The 17030-nt window shown below is 71.5% G+C and carries 11 protein-coding genes and 1 tRNA gene; 10 read left to right on the forward strand and 2 right to left on the reverse strand.

What is annotated here, in order from left to right:
- Positions 1–28: 28 nt before the first annotated feature.
- Positions 29–4162: an ATP-dependent RNA helicase HrpA gene (hrpA, locus tag EAE32_RS05685; protein ID WP_121864426.1), complete on the reverse strand. Its 4134-nt coding sequence runs from the start codon at positions 4160–4162 to the stop codon at positions 29–31.
- A 163-nt stretch (positions 4163–4325) separates the two neighbouring features.
- Between hrpA and EAE32_RS05690 the strand changes: the two genes are divergently transcribed.
- The 4 genes from EAE32_RS05690 to EAE32_RS05705 are packed head-to-tail and all read left to right on the forward strand — an operon-like array spanning position 4326 to position 7573.
- Positions 4326–5312: an ABC transporter substrate-binding protein gene (locus EAE32_RS05690; RefSeq protein WP_121845745.1), complete on the forward strand. Its 987-nt coding sequence runs from the start codon at positions 4326–4328 to the stop codon at positions 5310–5312.
- 5 nt (positions 5313–5317) lie between these two features.
- Complete coding sequence (locus tag EAE32_RS05695; protein WP_121864427.1) at positions 5318–6286, forward strand: ABC transporter permease; 969 nt, start codon at positions 5318–5320, stop codon at positions 6284–6286.
- Between the two features lie 4 nt (positions 6287–6290).
- The gene (locus tag EAE32_RS05700; protein WP_121845747.1) at positions 6291–7196 is read left to right on the forward strand and encodes an ABC transporter ATP-binding protein; all 906 of its coding nucleotides are present in this window, start codon (positions 6291–6293) and stop codon (positions 7194–7196) included.
- Between the two features lie 5 nt (positions 7197–7201).
- Positions 7202–7573 (forward strand): hypothetical protein, encoded by a 372-nt coding sequence (locus tag EAE32_RS05705; RefSeq protein ID WP_243635597.1) that lies wholly within the window; start codon positions 7202–7204, stop codon positions 7571–7573.
- Between the two features lie 177 nt (positions 7574–7750).
- On the opposite strand, the gene EAE32_RS05710 is transcribed toward EAE32_RS05705, so the two are convergent.
- Positions 7751–7823 (reverse strand) — tRNA-Arg (locus tag EAE32_RS05710).
- 122 nt (positions 7824–7945) lie between these two features.
- Between EAE32_RS05710 and argS the strand changes: the two genes are divergently transcribed.
- The 6 genes from argS to rho all read left to right on the forward strand — a co-directional run bounded on the left by argS (position 7946) and on the right by rho (position 17029).
- On the forward strand, positions 7946–9616 hold the full coding sequence (gene argS, locus EAE32_RS05715; RefSeq protein WP_165860446.1) for an arginine--tRNA ligase: 1671 nt from the start codon (positions 7946–7948) through the stop codon (positions 9614–9616).
- A 4-nt stretch (positions 9617–9620) separates the two neighbouring features.
- Positions 9621–11060: a diaminopimelate decarboxylase gene (lysA, locus tag EAE32_RS05720; protein WP_121864430.1), complete on the forward strand. Its 1440-nt coding sequence runs from the start codon at positions 9621–9623 to the stop codon at positions 11058–11060.
- Positions 11061–11115: 55 nt separating this feature from the next.
- Positions 11116–12450: a homoserine dehydrogenase gene (locus EAE32_RS05725; RefSeq protein ID WP_121864431.1), complete on the forward strand. Its 1335-nt coding sequence runs from the start codon at positions 11116–11118 to the stop codon at positions 12448–12450.
- A gap of 70 nt (positions 12451–12520) precedes the next feature.
- Positions 12521–13630: a threonine synthase gene (gene thrC / locus EAE32_RS05730; protein WP_121864432.1), complete on the forward strand. Its 1110-nt coding sequence runs from the start codon at positions 12521–12523 to the stop codon at positions 13628–13630.
- Positions 13631–13641: 11 nt separating this feature from the next.
- On the forward strand, positions 13642–14628 hold the full coding sequence (gene thrB / locus EAE32_RS05735) for a homoserine kinase (protein ID WP_121845752.1): 987 nt from the start codon (positions 13642–13644) through the stop codon (positions 14626–14628).
- A 295-nt stretch (positions 14629–14923) separates the two neighbouring features.
- Positions 14924–17029 carry a transcription termination factor Rho gene (rho, locus tag EAE32_RS05740; RefSeq protein WP_121864433.1) on the forward strand — a complete coding sequence of 702 codons (2106 nt, stop codon included), beginning with the start codon at positions 14924–14926 and terminating at the stop codon, positions 17027–17029.
- The last annotated feature ends 1 nt before the right edge of the window (position 17030 follow it).

Genomic DNA, 17030 nt, shown 5'->3' on the forward strand with positions numbered 1-17030 from the left:
AGCCAGGGGGCGCCCGCCACCGGCCGCCTCAGCCGAGGTCGCGCAGCTTCTTGCGGATCCGCTTCTCGGAGACCGTGTGCGCGGTCCCGAGCTCCTGGGCGAAGAACGAGATCCTCAGCTCCTCCAGATCCCACCGCACGGCCGCGAGTCCCGCGGGCACGGGGGCGTTGGCCGGCACGGCGTCCCGCGCCGCGCGGTACGCGGCCTCGAGGTCGTGGACGGTCTGCATGGCCACGGCGTCGCGCTGCAGGTGCCCGGAGAGCTTGTCCAGCCGCGCGTTCACACCGGCCAGGTAGCGGGGCAGGTGCTGCAGCGCTTCCCACCCCGTGCGGGCCACGAAGCCCGGGTGCACCAGGCGGTCCACCTGCTCGGACATGTCCGTGAAGGCCGGGACGGCACCGAGCGAGCCGGGCTTCCTGAGCCGCTTGCGCACGGTGTTCGCCTCGGTGAGCGTGGTGGTCACCAGGGCGCTGACCGCGAAGACCGTGTCGATCAGCTCCGCTCGCACGTGCTCGGCGAGCGCCTGGAACCGCTCCCGGGTGAAGGGCGGCTCGTGGGGGACCAGGCGGTCCACCGCGGCCACGGTGCAGTCGTGGATCAGCGCTTCCACCGAGCCGTGGGGGTTCTGGGTGAAGATCAACCGCTCCTTCTGGCTCAGGTGCTCCACCACGTAGCGGTGCACCGAGGGCAGCACGTGCTGCAGCAGGGCGATCACGCCGTCCCGCTGGGCCACACGCTGCTCCTCGGGCGAGCTGAGGATCCGCAGGTCCACGCGCGGGATGTCCGTGCCGCCGGGTTGTGCGGGCGGGACCGCCACGAGCGTGGGGTGGCCGGTGACCGTCTGCCCGGCCACCACCGTCTCCACGCTGCGGGGCGGGTCCGGCTCGGGCCACGCCGTGAGTCCGGTGCGCTCCAGCGACGCCGCGGGACGGGAGTCCTGCGCCGCGGCACCGCCCCGGCCCGGGCGGCGTCGCCCGCGTCCGTTCCCTCCGGTCGGCCCACCGTGCGGGCCGCCCGCGTCGGTGCCCGGCGTGGCGGCATCCGCGGACGGTGCCCGTGCGGCGTCGTAGAGCTGTGCGGCGGCACCGCCGAGGGACTGCGCGAGGGCCTCGCGGATCTGCGGACGCAGCCGGTGCTTGAGCTCCGTGAGGTCCTCACCGCGCCCGAGCACCCGGTTGCGGGAGTCGCGCACCTCGAAGCGCATGCGCAGGTGGGTGGGCAGGGACTCCGGGTGGAAGTCCTCGGCGCGCACGGTGTGCCCGCGCATCCGCTGCAGCACCGTGGCCAGCGACGGGAGCAGGGGGTCCCGCGCGGGGTCGAACTCCTCGCCCAGGCGCGCCACGGCGGCAGCCGCGGTATCCGGAGCGGGCACGAAGTTGCGGCGCACGGCCTTGGGCAGGGACTTGATGAGCGCGGTCACGAGCTCCACCCGCAGCCCGGGGATGTGCCACGCGAACTGCGCGGGCTCCAGCCGGTCCAGGAAGAGGACGGGCACGCGCACGGTGACGCCGTCCGCGGTGTCCGCGCCGGGGGCGAACTCGTAGTCCAGGTCCAGGGACAGCTCCCCGTCCGCGGACGGCACGGTCCACGCGCGCGGGAAGGAGTCCGTGTCCAGAGCGGGTGCCTCGGGGGCGATCAGGTCCTCGGGCGTGAGGTCCAGCAGGTGCTCGTCCCGCTGCCGGGCCGTCTTCCACCACGCGTCGAAGTGCCGTTGGGAGACCACGGACTCCGGGACGCGGGCGTCGTAGAAGTCGAAGACCACCTGGTCGTCCACCCGCAGGTCCTTGCGGCGCATGCGGTTCTCCAGCTCGGCCACGTGCTGCAGCGCCTTGCGGTTGCGCTTCACGAAGCTGTGGCGGGTGGCCCAGTCGCCCTCCACGAGGGCGTGGCGGATGAACAGCTCGCGGGAGAGCTGCGGGTCCACCGAGGAGAACAGCACGGGCCGCTCGCTCACCAGCGGCAGGCCGTACAGGGTGACCTTCTCCGAGGCCATCACGGTGCCGCGCGAGCGGGACCAGTGCGGCTCCGACCAGCTGCGCTTGACGAGCTGCGGGGCCAGCTCCTCGGCCCACTCGGGCTGGATGGCCGCGTTCGTGCGCGCCCACAGCCGGGAGGTCTCCACGAGCTCCGCGGAGACGATCCAGTCCGGCGCCTTCTTGAACAGGGCCGAGCCGGGGAAGATCGCGAACCGGGTGCCGCGCGCGCCGCGGTACTCCCGCGTGCGCTCGTCCCGCACGCCGATGTTGCTCAGCAGTCCGGAGAGCAGGGACTTGTGCACGGCGTCCTGGTGCGCGGCCACGTCGATCTCCCGGGAGGACCCGGCGTCGATGCCCACCTGGCGTGCGATCTGGCGCAGCTGCGCGTAGAGGTCCTGCCACTCCCGGATGCGCAGGAAGTTCAGGAACTCCCGCTTGCACAGCTTGCGGAACTGCGAGGAGGACAGTTCCGTCTGCTGCTCCTGGAGGTACTGCCACAGCAGCCCGTAGGAGAGGAAGTCCGAGGTCTTGTCCTTGAACCGAGCGTGGAACTCGTCCGCGGCCTGCCGCTTCTCGAGCGGCCGCTCGCGGGGGTCCTGCACCGTCAGCGCCGCGGTGAGCACGAGCACCTCGCGCACGCACCCGCGCCGCTGGGCCTCCACGACCATCCGCCCCAGCCGGGGGTCTACCGGCAGGGCGGCCAGGATCTCGCCCGTGCGGGTGAGCGGCCCTCGACGGCGCTCACCGCCCCGGCCGCGACGGGCGCGACGACGCCCCCGGGAACCCCCCGCGCCCCGGAAGCCCGGCGCGGCGTCGTCGTCCTCGTGCGGGTCCCCGGAACCGCGCAGCGCACCGAGCTCGCGCAGCAGCACCACGCCGTCCTTGACCGCGCGGGAGTCCGGCTTCTGGACGAACGGGAAGGACATCACGTCCGACGGGTCCGCGACCACGCCCACGGAGATCATCTGCAGGATCACGGCCGCGAGGTTGGTGCGCAGGATCTCCGGGTCCGTGAACTCCGGGCGGGACTCGAAGTCCTCCTCCGAGTACAGCCGGATGCACACGCCGTCGGACACGCGCCCGCAGCGGCCCGCGCGCTGGCGGGCCGAGGCCTGCGAGATCCGCTCGATGGGCAGCCGCTGCACCTTGGTGCGTGCCGAGTAGCGGGAGATCCGCGCGGTGCCGGGATCGACCACGTACTTGATGCCGGGCACGGTCAGGGAGGTCTCTGCCACGTTGGTGGCCAGCACGATCCGGCGCTGGGGGGAGGAGGAGAACACCCGGTTCTGCTCCGCCATGGACAGCCTTCCGAACAGCGAAAGGATCTGGGTCCCCGCGAGGGAGCGGTGGGAGTCGATGACCCTCTGCAGGGCGTCCTGCGCGTCGCGGATCTCGCGCTCGCCCGCGAAGAACACGAGGATGTCCCCGCGGGGCTCGCGGGAGAGCTCCACCACGGCGTCGCACACGGCGTCGATGGGATCGCGGTCCTCGTCCGCGAGCCCGTCACCCGTCTCGTCCTCGTCCTCGCCGCCGCGGTCCTGGGTGAGCGGCCGGTAGCGGACCTCCACGGGATAGGTGCGCCCGGAGACCTCGATGATCGGGGCCGGCTCCGGCTCGGCCTCCGGGTGCTCGGGGTCCTCGTGCGCGAAGTGCTCCGCGAAGCGCTGTGGGTCGATGGTCGCCGAGGTGATGATCACCTTCAGGTCCGGGCGCTGGGGGAGCAGCTGCCGCAGGTACCCGAGCAGGAAGTCGATGTTGAGGGAGCGCTCGTGGGCCTCGTCGATGATGATCGCGTTGTAGCGGGAGAGCTGCGGGTCGTGGCTGATCTCGGCCAGCATGATGCCGTCCGTCATGAGCTTGACCTTGGAGTCCCGGCCCACCTCGGACGTGAACCGCACCTGGTAGCCCACGGTGGAGCCCACGCGCTCACCGAGCTCGTGGGCGATCCGCTCCGCCACCGAGCGCGCCGCGATCCTGCGGGGCTGCGTGTGGCCGATCAGCCCACCCTCCCCGAGGCCCAGCTCGAGGCACATCTTGGGCAGCTGGGTGGTCTTTCCCGAGCCGGTCTCACCGGCGACGACGACGACCTGGTGGTCCCGGATGGCCGCCATGATGTCCTCCCGGCGTGCGCTCACGGGGAGGTTGTCCGGGTACACGATGCGGGGTGCGGTGAGGGGCTCAGTCATGACAACCCACAAGTCTACGGGCCGCCCCCAACACGGCGGATCCACAGGGCCGGACCCGCGTGACACGCGGGATTGTCCCTACATGTGAGCTGCGTCTCATTTTCGACCGATCGGCAGGTAATATCCACTCATCATTGATCCGTGATGGAAGGAAACACCAGAAATGAAGCGTCTACTGCCGGTCGCCGCCGCGGCCACCACGGCCGCCCTGCTGCTCACCGGATGCGGCTCCGGCGGCGAGGAGAAGTCCGCCGAGGCCAAGAAGGCCACCGTGGGCATCTCCCAGTTCGTGGAGCACCCCTCGCTCGACGCCGCGCGGGAGGGCTTCGTGCAGGCCCTCAAGGACGGCGGCTACACGGAGGGGGACAACCTCACCCTGGACGTGCAGAACGCCTCGGGTGACCAGGCCACCGCCACCAACATCGCCTCCAACTTCGCGTCCTCGCAGGACGACCTGGTCCTGGGCATCGCCACCCCGTCCGCGCAGTCCCTCGCGCAGGCCGTGACGGACAAGCCCGTGCTCTTCACCGCCGTGACGGACCCGGTGGACGCCGGTCTCGTGAACTCCAACGACGCCCCGGGCGGCAACGTCACCGGCACCACGGACATGAACCCCGTGACGGAGCAGATCAAGCTCGTGAAGCAGCTCAAGCCCGGCGCCAAGTCCGTGGGCATCATCTACAGCTCGGGTGAGACGAACTCCCAGATCCAGGTGGAGGAGGCCAAGAAGGCCGCCCAGGCGGAGGGACTGAAGGTCGAGGAGAAGACCGTGACCACCACCGCGGAGGTGGCCCAGGCCGCGGAGTCCTTCACCACGGACGCCATCTACGTCCCCACCGACAACAAGGTGGTGGCCGGTCTCGAGGCCGTGATCTCCGCCGCGGAGGCCAAGAAGATCCCGCTCATTGCAGGGGAGGGCGACTCCGTGGAGCGCGGTGCGCTGGCCACCGAGGGCATCAACTACAAGGACCTCGGCAAACAGACCGGTGAGATGGCGGTGCGCATCCTCAAGGACGGTGCGAAGCCCGGTGAGATGGCCGTGGAGGCGCAGAAGGAGACCAAGCTCGTCGTCAACGCCAAGGCCGCCAAGGCCATGGGCGTGGAGATCCCGCAGAGCCTGCGGGACAAGGCCGACCAGGTCATCGAGTAGATCCGGTGATTGCTGGAATCGAGCTCGGGCTGATCTACGCCGTGATGGCCCTGGGGGTGTACCTCACGTTCCGTGTGCTGGACTTCCCGGACCTCACGGTGGACCAGTCCTTCACGAGCGGTGCGGCCTCCGCGGCCATGGTGATCCTGCACGGGGGCAGCCCGTGGATCGCCACCGTGGTGGGTTTCGTGGTGGGCGGCCTCGCCGGGCTCATCACGGCACTGCTGCACACGAAGGCGCGGATCAACGGGCTGCTCGCGGGCATCCTGACCATGACCGCGCTGTACTCCGTCAACCTGCGGGTGATGGGCGGTAAGGCGAACCTCGCCCTGCTGCGGGAGGACACCGTGTTCACCCCGCTGCGGGAGGCCGGTCTGCAGGGCACCGTCACGGGGGTGCTGCTCCTGCTCGCGGGCGTGGTGCTCGTGAAGCTGGTGCTGGACTGGTTCCTCTACACGGACGCCGGGCTGGCCATGCAGGCCACGGGCGACAACCCGGACATGATCCGCTCCTTCGGCGTGAACACGGACGGCCAGAAGATCCTCGGACTGTGCCTGTCCAACGCGCTCGTGGGACTCTCGGGTGCGCTGATCGCGCAGTACCAGGGCTTCGCGGACATCGGCATGGGCATCGGCATGATCGTGGTGGGCCTCGCCTCGGTGATCCTGGGCCAGGGCATCTTCGGCTCGCGCACCGTGGTGGTGGCCACGCTCGCGGTGATCCTGGGCTCGGTGCTGTACCGGCTCGTCATCACCGTGGCGCTGCAGGCGGGGCTGAACCCGTCGGACATGAAGCTGATCTCCGCCGTGCTCGTGGTGCTGGCCCTCGTGCTGCCGCAGCTGTCGGTGTTCAAGCGCTGGAAGCGGCGTCGCACGCTGAGGGCGGCACAGGAGGTGCAGGCGGACGTCTCGTCCTCCACCGAGCACCCCGTGACCGCCGCGATTGCGGTGCCGTCCGCGCGAAGGGGAGCGTGATCGCATGCTGAGTGTGCACGACGTCCGCAAGACGTTCTTCGCGGGCACGGTCAACGAGCGCGTGGCTCTCAACGGCGTGAGCCTCACGGTCGACGAGGGGGACTTCGTCACGGTCATCGGCTCCAACGGCGCGGGCAAGTCCACGCTGCTGAACACGGTGTCCGGGACCATCATCCCGGACAGCGGCGAGATCCGGGTGGGGGAGCGCGATGTCACCCGCCTGCCGGAGCACCGCAAGGCCAGGTGGATCTCACGGGTCTTCCAGGACCCCATGAAGGGATCCTCGCCCACGCTGACCATCGAGCAGAACATGGCCATCGCCCAGCGCCGCGGCCGCTCCCGAGGGCTGTCCCGCGGTGTGACCCGGGCCCGCCGGCAGGAGTTCACCGAGGAGCTCAAGACCCTGGAGCTGGGGCTCGAGAACCGGCTGGGCGCCAAGGTGGGCCTGCTCTCGGGCGGCCAGCGCCAGGCCCTGTCCCTGCTCATGGCCACGTTCTCCGCGCCGGAGATCCTGCTGCTGGACGAGCACACGGCCGCCCTGGACCCCCAGCGCGCGCACCACGTCACGGAGATCACCGAGCGGATCGTGAACGAGCGGAACCTCACCACGCTCATGGTCACGCACAACATGGAGCAGGCGCTGCGCCTGGGCAACCGGCTGATCATGATGCACGAGGGCCGGATCCTCTTCGAGCTGGACGCCGAGCAGAAGGCGGAGGCCACGGTGGCGGACCTGCTGGCGGAGTTCCGCAAGCTGCAGACGGTCGCGGGCGAACCCGCACTGGATGACGCTACGCTTCTGGAAACAGCTCGCAGCGCCGAGCCGGTGGCCGATCCCTCCCGGGGCGTGACCGGCGGCGCATCCACGGGTGGCTCCTCCGCCGCGGGGGTGGCACCGGAAGGTCAGTGATCACCGTGAACCAGCCCCGCCGCAGACAGCGCACCACCACGGTCGTCTCTGCGGTGGGGCTGGTCCTGCTCTTCGTGTGCTGCTTCTCCCTGCCGGAGGGGCTCGTGGCGCTCTCGCAGGCGGCGGCGGACCACGGGGGCCAGCCCCTCACGGAGCGGGGCTGGGTCATGGTGGTCGTGGGCTTCGGCACCCTCCTGGTGGGTGGTGTGCTCACCATCGTGGCAGTGGTGCTGCGCCGAACGGCCCCGCCCCAGCCGGTCGCGGAGGACGAGCTGCTCGAGGAGCAGTACGGGACGGGTTCCGTGGTCAACGAGTACGACCCGCTCCAGCTGAACCCCAACTACCGGATCCGTGAGCAGCGTCACGGTCGGCGCTGACGTCCGGGGATCCACGCACCGAGCGGGGGGCGCAGCGCTCGCCCGCACGCACCACGGGCCGGGGCGCCGCACGCACCGAAGAGGCGCGCGGCATGCGCAGGGGGAGTCGGCCCGCCCGTGAACGGGCGGCAGGTACGACAACGGCCCCGGGGTCACCGGGGCCGCTGAGAAACTGTGTGCCCGCGACAGGATTCGAACCTACGACCTTCTGCTCCGGAGGCAGACGCTCTATCCACTGAGCTACGCGGGCGGGTCGTGCTGCGGTCCGGAGAAGTCCGGCGCGCAACGACAACTCGACGATACTACCAGGTCCGGGTGGGCACCAATCCCCGGGAATCGGTTCGGGGGAACCCGCCCCGCTACACTGGCACGGTGACTCCTGAAGAACTCTCCACAGCCGTGTCCGCATGCCTGCAGGACGCCGTGGCCGCCGGTGAACTCACCGCGGTGGACGGCGTCGAGCTCCCGCAGGCGAGGGTGGAACGGCCTAAGAACCGCGAGCACGGGGACTGGGCGACCACGGTGGCCATGCAGGTGGCCAAGAAGGTGGGGCGGCCCCCGCGTGAGGTGGCCCAGATCCTCTCCCAGCGGCTGTCCGAGGTGCCGGGGGTCAGGTCCGTGGACGTCGCGGGCCCGGGGTTCCTGAACATCACGCTCGACGCCGCGGCGGCCGGCGAGCTCGCCCAGTCGATCGTGGCGCAGGGAAGCGCCTTCGGCACCGCCGACGCGCTCGCGGGCACCACCATCAACCTGGAGTTCGTCTCCGCCAACCCCACGGGCCCCATCCACCTGGGCGGCACCCGCTGGGCCGCGGTGGGGGACTCGCTGGCCCGCGTGCTGAGCGCGCAGGGCGCGGACGTGGTGCGCGAGTACTACTTCAACGACCACGGCACCCAGATCGACCGCTTCGCCCGCTCCCTGCTGGCCCGCGCCCGCCAGGAGGCGGCCCCGGAGGACGGCTACGGCGGGCAGTACATCTCCCAGATCGCCGACCAGGTGCTCGCACAGTACCCGGACGCGCTGCAGTCGGAGGACCCGCAGGAGGTCTTCCGGGCGGCGGGCGTTGAGCTGATGTTCGAGCAGATCAAGTCCTCGCTGCACGAGTTCGGGGTGGACTTCGACGTCTTCTTCCACGAGAACTCGCTGTTCGAGGGCGGGCAGGTGGAGACCCTCCTGGAGCAGCTGCGCTCCTCGGACTCCCTCTACTTCGAGGACGGCGCGTGGTGGCTGCGCTCCACGGACCACGGGGACGACAAGGACCGCGTGGTCATCAAGTCGGACGGCAACGCCGCCTACATCGCGGGTGACATCGCCTACTTCAAGAACAAGCGGGACCGCGGCGCGGACCTCTGCATCTACATGCTGGGCGCGGACCACCACGGCTACGTGGCCCGGCTCAAGGCCGCCGCGGCCGCCCTGGGGGACTCCCCGGAGGCCGTGGAGGTGCTGATCGGGCAGATGGTCAACCTCGTGAAGGACGGCACCGCGGTGCGGATGTCCAAGCGCGCCGGCACCGTGGTGACCATGGAGGACCTCGTGGAGGTCGTGGGCGTGGACGCCGCGCGCTACTCGCTCACGCGCTACTCGGTGGACTCGAACATCGACATCGACCTGGACGTGCTCACCCGCCGCTCCAACGAGAACCCCGTGTTCTACGTCCAGTACGCGCACGCCCGCACGTGCGCCGTCGCCCGCAACGCCGAGGCCGCGGGCGTCCGCCGCACGGCCGAGGACGGCACCCCGCAGTTCGACGCCGCCCTGCTCGAGCACGCGCGCGAGGCGGACCTGCTGGCCGCGCTCGGGCAGTACCCCTCCGTGGTGGCCCAGGCGGCGTCCTTCCGTGAGCCGCACCGCGTGGCGCGCCACCTCGAGGCCCTCGCGGGCGCCTACCACCGCTGGTACGACGCGTGCCGCGTGACCCCGCAGGGTGACGGACCGGTGGAGCTCGTGCACCACACCCGGCTGTGGCTCAACGACGCCGTGCGGCAGGTGCTGGCCAACGGGCTGGACCTGCTGGGCGTCTCAGCACCCGAGAGGATGTGATCCGGTGAGCGAGACGAGCACCGAGCACCCCCTGGCCCCGGCGTGGCTGCGGGCGCCCGAGGACCCCGCCACGCTCGACCCTGCGGTCTTCACGTCCCAGTACACCCGGGATGCGGCCGGGTGCGTCACCGTGGACTCCGTGCCCGTCACGGAGCTCGCCGAGCGCTTCGGCTCCCCGAGCTACGTGGTCTCCGAGGCCACGTTCCGCGCGCGGGCCCGCTCCTTCCGCGAGGCCTTCGAGGTCGCGCTGCGTCCACTGGGCGTGGACGTGGCCGTGTACTACGCCTCCAAGGCGCTGCTGAACACCGCGGTGGCGGGGTGGGCCGTGGCCGAGGGACTGAACGTCGACACCGCGTCCGGTGGTGAGCTGGCCGTGGCCCTCGCCGCCGGAGTGCCCGGGGAACGGATCGCGCTGCACGGCAACAACAAGTCCGCCGAGGAGCTCTCCCTGGCCCTGCGCTCGGGCGTGGGCCGGATCGTGGTGGACTCGCTCGCCGAGATCGAGCTGCTGGCCGGGCTCGCCCGCGAGCACGGCCTGCGGGCCCCGGTGATGATCCGGGTGACCCCGGGTGTGCACGCCTCCACGCACGAGTTCATCGCCACCGCCCACGAGGACCAGAAGTTCGGGCTCTCGCTGAACGCGGCGGCCGACGGCGAGGACTCGCCCGCGCTGCAGGCCGTGGCGGCGTGCCTCGACGCCGCGGCCGCGCTCGAGCTGCGCGGGCTGCACTGCCACATCGGCTCCCAGATCTTCGCCGCCGAGGGCTTCGGCCAGGCGGCCCAGCGCGTCCTGGAGCTGCGGGAGACCGTGGCGCGGCGGTGGGAGCTCGTGCTGCCCGAGATCGACCTGGGCGGGGGCCACGGCGTCGCCTACACCGCGGCGGACTCCCCGCGCGACGTCGCGGCGATCGCCGCGGACCTCGCGCCCCTGCTCGCGGCCGCCTTCGAGGCCTCCGAGCTGCCCGTGCCCCACCTGTCCTTCGAGCCGGGCCGCTTCATCGCGGGCCCCTCCGGGTGCACCGTCTACACCGTGGGCACCGTCAAGACCGTCACCGTGAGCCCCGGCGTGCAGCGCCGCTACGTCTCGGTGGACGGAGGGATGAGCGACAACGCCCGCCCGGTGCTCTACGACGCCGACTACACCGCCGTGCTCGCCAACCGGGTCTCCGAGGCGGCCCCGGTGCTCTCCCGCGTGGTGGGCAAGCACTGCGAGTCCGGGGACGTGGTGGTCAAGGACGTGTACCTGCCCGGTGACGTCCGCGCCGGGGACCTCCTGGTGGTGCCCGTGACCGGCGCGTACTGCTGGTCGCTCGCGAGCAACTACAACTGGCTCCCGCGGCCCGGCATCGTGGCGGTGGACCCCTCGGGCCGCGCGCACGAGATCGTGCGCCGCGAGAGCGTCACGGACCTGCTCGCCCGTGACACCGGTGCACCACGACCCTGACCCCACGATCCCGGCGCACAACTGCGCACCACCGCAGCCGAAGGAGCACCGCACCATGAACACCGCACCCGCGAGCGAGACCCCTGTCCTGAGAGTCGGTCTGCTGGGCGCCGGGACCGTGGGGTCCCAGGTGGCCCACGTGCTCCTCACCCGCGCGGAGGAGCTCGCCCTGCGCACCGGCGTGCGCCTGGAGCTGTCCGGGATCGCCGTGCGGGACGTGCACGCCACGCGGGACGTCGAGCTCCCCCCACAGCTGCTCACCACGGACGCGGACGCCGTGATCGACGGCGCCGACGTCGTCGTGGAGCTGACCGGCGGCATCGAGCCCACCCGCACGCGTGTGCTGCGGGCCCTGGGTGCCGGGAAGTCCGTGATCACGGGCAACAAGGCGCTGCTCGCGGAGTCCGGGCGGCAGCTGCAGGACGCCGCCGCGGCGTCGGGCGCGCAGCTGTCCTACGAAGCGGCGGTGGCCGGGGCCATCCCGATCGTGCGCCCCATGCGGGACTCGCTCGCGGGCGACCGCGTGGAGCGGTTCCTGGGCATCATGAACGGCACCACCAACTTCGTGCTGGACCAGATGGACTCCACCGGCGCCGCGTTCGACGACGCCCTCGCCGAGGCCCAGCGCCTGGGCTACGCGGAGGCGGACCCCACCGCGGACGTCGAGGGTCACGACGCCGCCGCCAAGACCGCGGTGCTCGCGTCCCTCGCGTTCCACTCCAGCTACACGATCACGGACGTGCACTGTGAGGGCATCGCCGGTGTGACCGCCGAGGACGTGGCGGCCGCGAAGGAGGCCGGCTACGTGATCAAGCTGCTCTCCGTGGGGGAGCGCTGCGGGGACGGGGTCAACCTGCGGGTCAACCCGGTGATGATTCCGCGCGAGCACGTGCTCGGCGGCGTGCGCGGAGCGTACAACGCGGTGTTCGTGGAGGCCGCCGCCGCGGGCTCCCTCATGTTCTACGGCCAGGGCGCCGGCGGGGAGCCCACGGCGTCCGCGGTGCTGGGAGACCTCGTCTCTGCGGCCCGGGCCATCGCACTGGGCGCCCAGGGCATCCCGCTGGCCGACTACGCGGCACTGCCCGCCGTGAGCATGGACGACGTCACCACGAAGCTCGCCGTCACCCTGGCCGTGTCCGACCGGCTGGGCGTCCTGGCGCGGCTCGCCCAGGTCTTCGCGGACCACGGGGTCTCCATCTCCACGATGCAGCAGACCGAGGACCCGCGCACCACCGAGACCTCCCTCCTGCGCCTGGTCACCCACACGGGGCGCCACGCGGACCTGATGGCCACCGTGGCGGCCCTGCGGGGTCTGCCGGTGGTCCGGGACGTGGTCTCCGTGACCCCCGTGGAGTCCGGCGAGGGCGCCCAGGCGGGGGCCGGGGACTGACCCGCGGGCCGGGCGCCCCTGCCGGGGCGGGCACACGACACACGAACACTCGATCCGAGGAGCACACGGCATGGCACACGTCTGGCAGGGCGTCATCAACGAGTACAGGGACCGGCTGCCCGTGACGGAGCAGACCGAGGTGGTCACCATGGGCGAGGGCGGCACGCCGCTGATCCGCGCCCGGGCGCTGTCCGAGCTCACGGGCTCCACGGTCTGGCTCAAGTTCGAGGGCATGAATCCCACGGGCTCGTTCAAGGACCGCGGCATGACCATGGCCATCACCAAGGCCAAGGAGGCCGGGGCCCAGGCCGTGGTGTGCGCCTCCACGGGCAACACCTCCGCCTCGGCCGCCGCGTACGCGAAGCAGGCGGGCATGCGCAGCGCGGTGCTCGTGCCGGAGGGCAAGATCTCCCTGGGGAAGATGTCCCAGGCGGTGGCCCACGGCGCGGACATCATCCAGATCGACGGGAACTTCGACAACTGCCTGGAGGTGGCGCGCAAGCTCTCGGAGTCCTACCCGGTGTTCCTGGTGAACTCGGTGAACCCGTACCGCATCGAGGGGCAGAAGACCGCGGCCTTCGAGGTGGTGGACACCCTGGGCGATGCCCCGGACATCCACGTGCTGCCCGTGGGCAACGCCGGGAACATCACGGCGTACTGGAAGGGCTACCGCGAGTACGCCCAGGACACCCCCGCCACTTCGGGGGAGATCCTGCCCGCTGTCGCCACGCACACCCCGGCCATGTGGGGCTTCCAGGCCGAGGGCGCTGCGCCCCTCGTGCTGGGCCACCCCGTGACCGAGCCCGAGACCATTGCCACGGCCATCCGGATCGGTAACCCCGCGTCCTGGGACACCGCCGTGGCCGCGCGGGACGAGTCCGGCGGGCTCATCGACTCCGTGTCGGACGACGAGATCCTCGCGGCCCACCGGTGGCTGTCCTCCCGGGAGGGCGTGTTCGTGGAGCCGGGCTCCGCCGCGAGCGTGGCCGGGCTGCTCCAGAAGGCCCGGGCGGGCGAGGTGCCGGAGGGCAAGACCATCGTCGCGACCGTCACCGGCCACGGCCTGAAGGACCCGCAGTGGGCGGTCAAGGGGGCCGAGGCGGAGGACCCGCACGCCGCTGAGCCCCGCCGGGTGCCGTTCGACGTGGTGCCGGTGGCCGCGGCCCTCGGTCTCGAGTGAGCGGGCGCGCCGTGCACGGGACACCCCCACCGGCTGCGGCACCCGTGGGCACCGCCGTGCGCGTCACGGTCCCCGGTTCCTCGGGCAACGTGGGCCCGGGCTTCGACTCGCTGGGCCTGGCACTGGGCCACTACGACACGCTGCAGGTCACGCGCATCGAGCGCGGCCTGGAGTTCGAGCTCTCCGGGGAGGGCGCGGCGGACGTCCCGCGCACGGCCGAGCACCTGGTGGTCCGCGCCATGCAGGCCGCGTACGACGCCGCGGGGGCCGGTTCCCTGCCCCCCGTGCGGATCACCGCGCGCAACACGATCCCGCACGGCCGCGGCATGGGATCCTCCGCCTCGGCCGTGGTGGCGGGCGTGCTGGCGGGCAACGCCCTGCTGCCCGAGGAGCGGCGCCTGGGCGCGGACGACGTCCTGCAGGTGTGCTCCCGGCTGGAGGGCCACCCGGACAACGTGGCCCCCACGCTGCTGGGCGGGCTGACGGTGAGCTGGGAGGACGGCGGCCGCTTCCACACCGTGCCCGTGCGGGTGCACCCGGACGTGGTGCCCGTGGTGGCCGTGCCGGACTTCGAGGTGGCCACCTCCGTGGCCCGGGGGCTGCTGCCCGGGACCGTGGCCCACCACGACGCCGCGGTCAACGCCGGGCGCGCCGCACTCGTGGTCGCCGCCCTGGGACAGCGCCCCGACCTGCTGCTGGACGCCACCTTCGACCTGCTCCACCAGCCCTACCGCGCGCAGGCTATGGCACCCAGCTGGGAGCTCGTGACCCGCCTGCGCGAGCGCGGTCACGCGGCGCTGATCTCGGGGGCCGGGCCCACGGTGCTCACGCTCGCGAACGGTGCCGAGCGGGCGCGTGCGGCGCAGGAGGCGATCCGGGAGATCACGGGTGGAGCGGCGTCGTCGGCGGGGGTGCACGGGGGAGCGCCTGTGGCGTGGCGCGTCCAGGTCCTCCGGGTTCCGGCCGAGGGTGCTAAAGTGGAGACATCCACGCAATAGGCCCCGGGTTCGCCTCCGCCTCACGGACGGCGCAGCCCCGCAGTTGAGCCCCGTGCGCAGTGATTCACCGCAGGTGTTCGAAGGCGTCGCCTCTCTGCGATCTTCTCCCGTGCAAGACCAGCCACCTCTGTGATGCGGCGCTCCGGTCCCGCGGGGGATCCGGGGGACTTCATTGCCGATCACGCGTGCTCCTCGCGCGTATCACCCGTGGCCCGCCGAGGCGGCCCACACCCACATCGTCGGGTTGCTGGCGATCTGAATGCCGCAGCCCCCATCCGAGTCAGAAGGAACCTTCGTGACAGAATCCACCGCCCCCGAACAGGGAACGGACAACTCCACCGCCCAGAGCACCGGCCTCTCCGGCCTCAAGCTCGCGCAGCTGCAGGCGCTCGCCGGGCAGCTGGGCATCACGGGCGCGCGCCGCATGCGCAAGTCGCTGCTGGTCGAGGCCATCGAGGCGCACCAGCGCGGCGGCGCGGTCGCCGAGCGCGACAAGGCCGTGGAGGAGAAGATCGAGCAGACCGCTCGCAAAGCCTCCCAGCGCCACACCCCCTCCGGCGCGGAGCACTCCGGCGACGACGCCGCCCAGGGATCCGAGGACCGCTCCGGCGACACCTCGGGCGAGAACGAGTCCGGTGAGCAGGGCGCCAAGCGCCAGAGCGGCTCGCGCCGCTCTCGCCGGGCCACCGCGTCCGGCAGCGGTGAGCGACGCAACGAGCAGTCCTCCGAGGACAAGGCGCAGAACGAGTCCGACACGGACACCGCCTCCGGCAACTCCCAGCAGAGCGGCTCCGACTCCGCGGAGGAGCCCAAGGACGGCTCCGGGCGTGGCGGGCGCAACCAGCGTGGCCGCAACAACCGCGGCGAGAAGTCCTCCCAGCAGGAGCAGGACGGCTCGGGCCAGAACGCGCAGAACGGCCGGTCCGGGGAGAACCAGCGGGACAGCAGGCGCGACGAGAAGTCCGAGGGCGGCCGCGGCCGGAACCAGCAGAAGGACAACGCCGGATCCAAGGACTCCCGCGACGGGAGGGACGGTGGCGACAACGGCCAGGAGGGCCAGAACCGCAACGAGCGCCGCAACCGCAACGACCGCGGCAACGACGGCGAGAGCGGTTCACGCCGCAACCGCCGCAACCGCAACCGGAACGACCGCAACGACCGTGGCGAGCGCGGGGACCGCAACGACCGCAACGAGCGGCGCAACCGCCGCAACCGCAACAACGGTCCGGACGTGGACGACGTGGAGATCACCGAGGACGACGTCCTGCTGCCCGTGGCCGGCATCCTGGACGTGCTCGACAACTACGCGTTCGTGCGCACCTCCGGCTACCTGCCGGGCCCTTCGGACGTCTACGTGAGCCTTTCGCAGGTCAAGAAGAACAACCTGCGCAAGGGCGACGCCGTGGTCGGCGCCATCCGCGCCCCCCGCGAGGGGGAGCAGCACAACAGCTCCCGCCAGAAGTTCTCCGCCCTGGTCCAGCTGACCACGGTCAACGGCCGCAAGCCGGAGGAGAACAAGGAGCGGGTGGAGTTCAGCAAGCTCGTGCCGCTGTACCCCCAGGAGCGCCTGCGCCTGGAGACCGATCCCAAGAAGATCGGCCCGCGCGTGGTGGACCTCGTGGCTCCCATCGGCAAGGGCCAGCGCGGCCTGATCGTCTCCCCGCCCAAGGCCGGCAAGACGCTCATGCTGCAGTCGATCGCCAACGCGATCACCACGAACAACCCCGAGGTGCACCTCATGATGGTGCTCGTGGACGAGCGACCCGAAGAGGTCACGGACATGCAGCGCACGGTCAAGGGTGAGGTCATCGCCTCCACCTTCGACCGCCCCGCGGACGACCACACCACGGTGGCCGAGCTCGCGATCGAGCGCGCCAAGCGTCTCGTGGAGATGGGCATGGACGTGGTGGTCCTGCTGGACTCCATGACCCGCCTGGGCCGCGCGTACAACCTCTCGGCCCCCGCCTCCGGTCGCATCCTCTCCGGTGGTGTGGACTCCGCCGCCCTGTACCCGCCCAAGAAGTTCTTCGGTGCCGCGCGCAACATCGAGAACGGCGGCTCGCTCACCATCCTGGCCACCGCGCTCGTGGAGACCGGCTCCAAGATGGACGAGGTCATCTTCGAGGAGTTCAAGGGCACCGGCAACATGGAGCTGCGGCTCTCCCGCCAGCTCGCGGACCGTCGGATCTTCCCCGCCGTGGACGTCAACTCCTCGGGCACCCGACGCGAGGAGAACCTGCTGTCCTCCGAGGAGATCAAGATCATGTGGCGCCTGCGCCGCGTGCTCTCCGGTCTGGAGCAGCAGCAGGCCCTGGAGCTGCTCACGAGCAAGCTGCGGGACACGCAGTCCAACGCGGAGTTCCTGCTGCAGGTCCAGAAGACCACGCTGGCCGGCCACTAGC

The organism is Kocuria tytonicola (assembly GCF_003687175.1).
In the GTDB taxonomy this organism is placed as follows: domain Bacteria; phylum Actinomycetota; class Actinomycetes; order Actinomycetales; family Micrococcaceae; genus Kocuria; species Kocuria tytonicola.

Bases quoted from the DNA above. Each gene is read 5' to 3' on its own strand.
- EAE32_RS05725 (WP_121864431.1), top strand. From the start codon at position 11,116: ATGAACACCGCACCCGCGAGCGAGACCCCTGTCCTGAGAGTCGGTCTG.
- thrC (WP_121864432.1), top strand. From the start codon at position 12,521: ATGGCACACGTCTGGCAGGGCGTCATCAACGAGTACAGGGACCGGCTG.
- hrpA (WP_121864426.1), bottom strand. From the start codon at position 4,162: ATGACTGAGCCCCTCACCGCACCCCGCATCGTGTACCCGGACAACCTC.
- EAE32_RS05690 (WP_121845745.1), top strand. From the start codon at position 4,326: ATGAAGCGTCTACTGCCGGTCGCCGCCGCGGCCACCACGGCCGCCCTG.
- EAE32_RS05700 (WP_121845747.1), top strand. From the start codon at position 6,291: ATGCTGAGTGTGCACGACGTCCGCAAGACGTTCTTCGCGGGCACGGTC.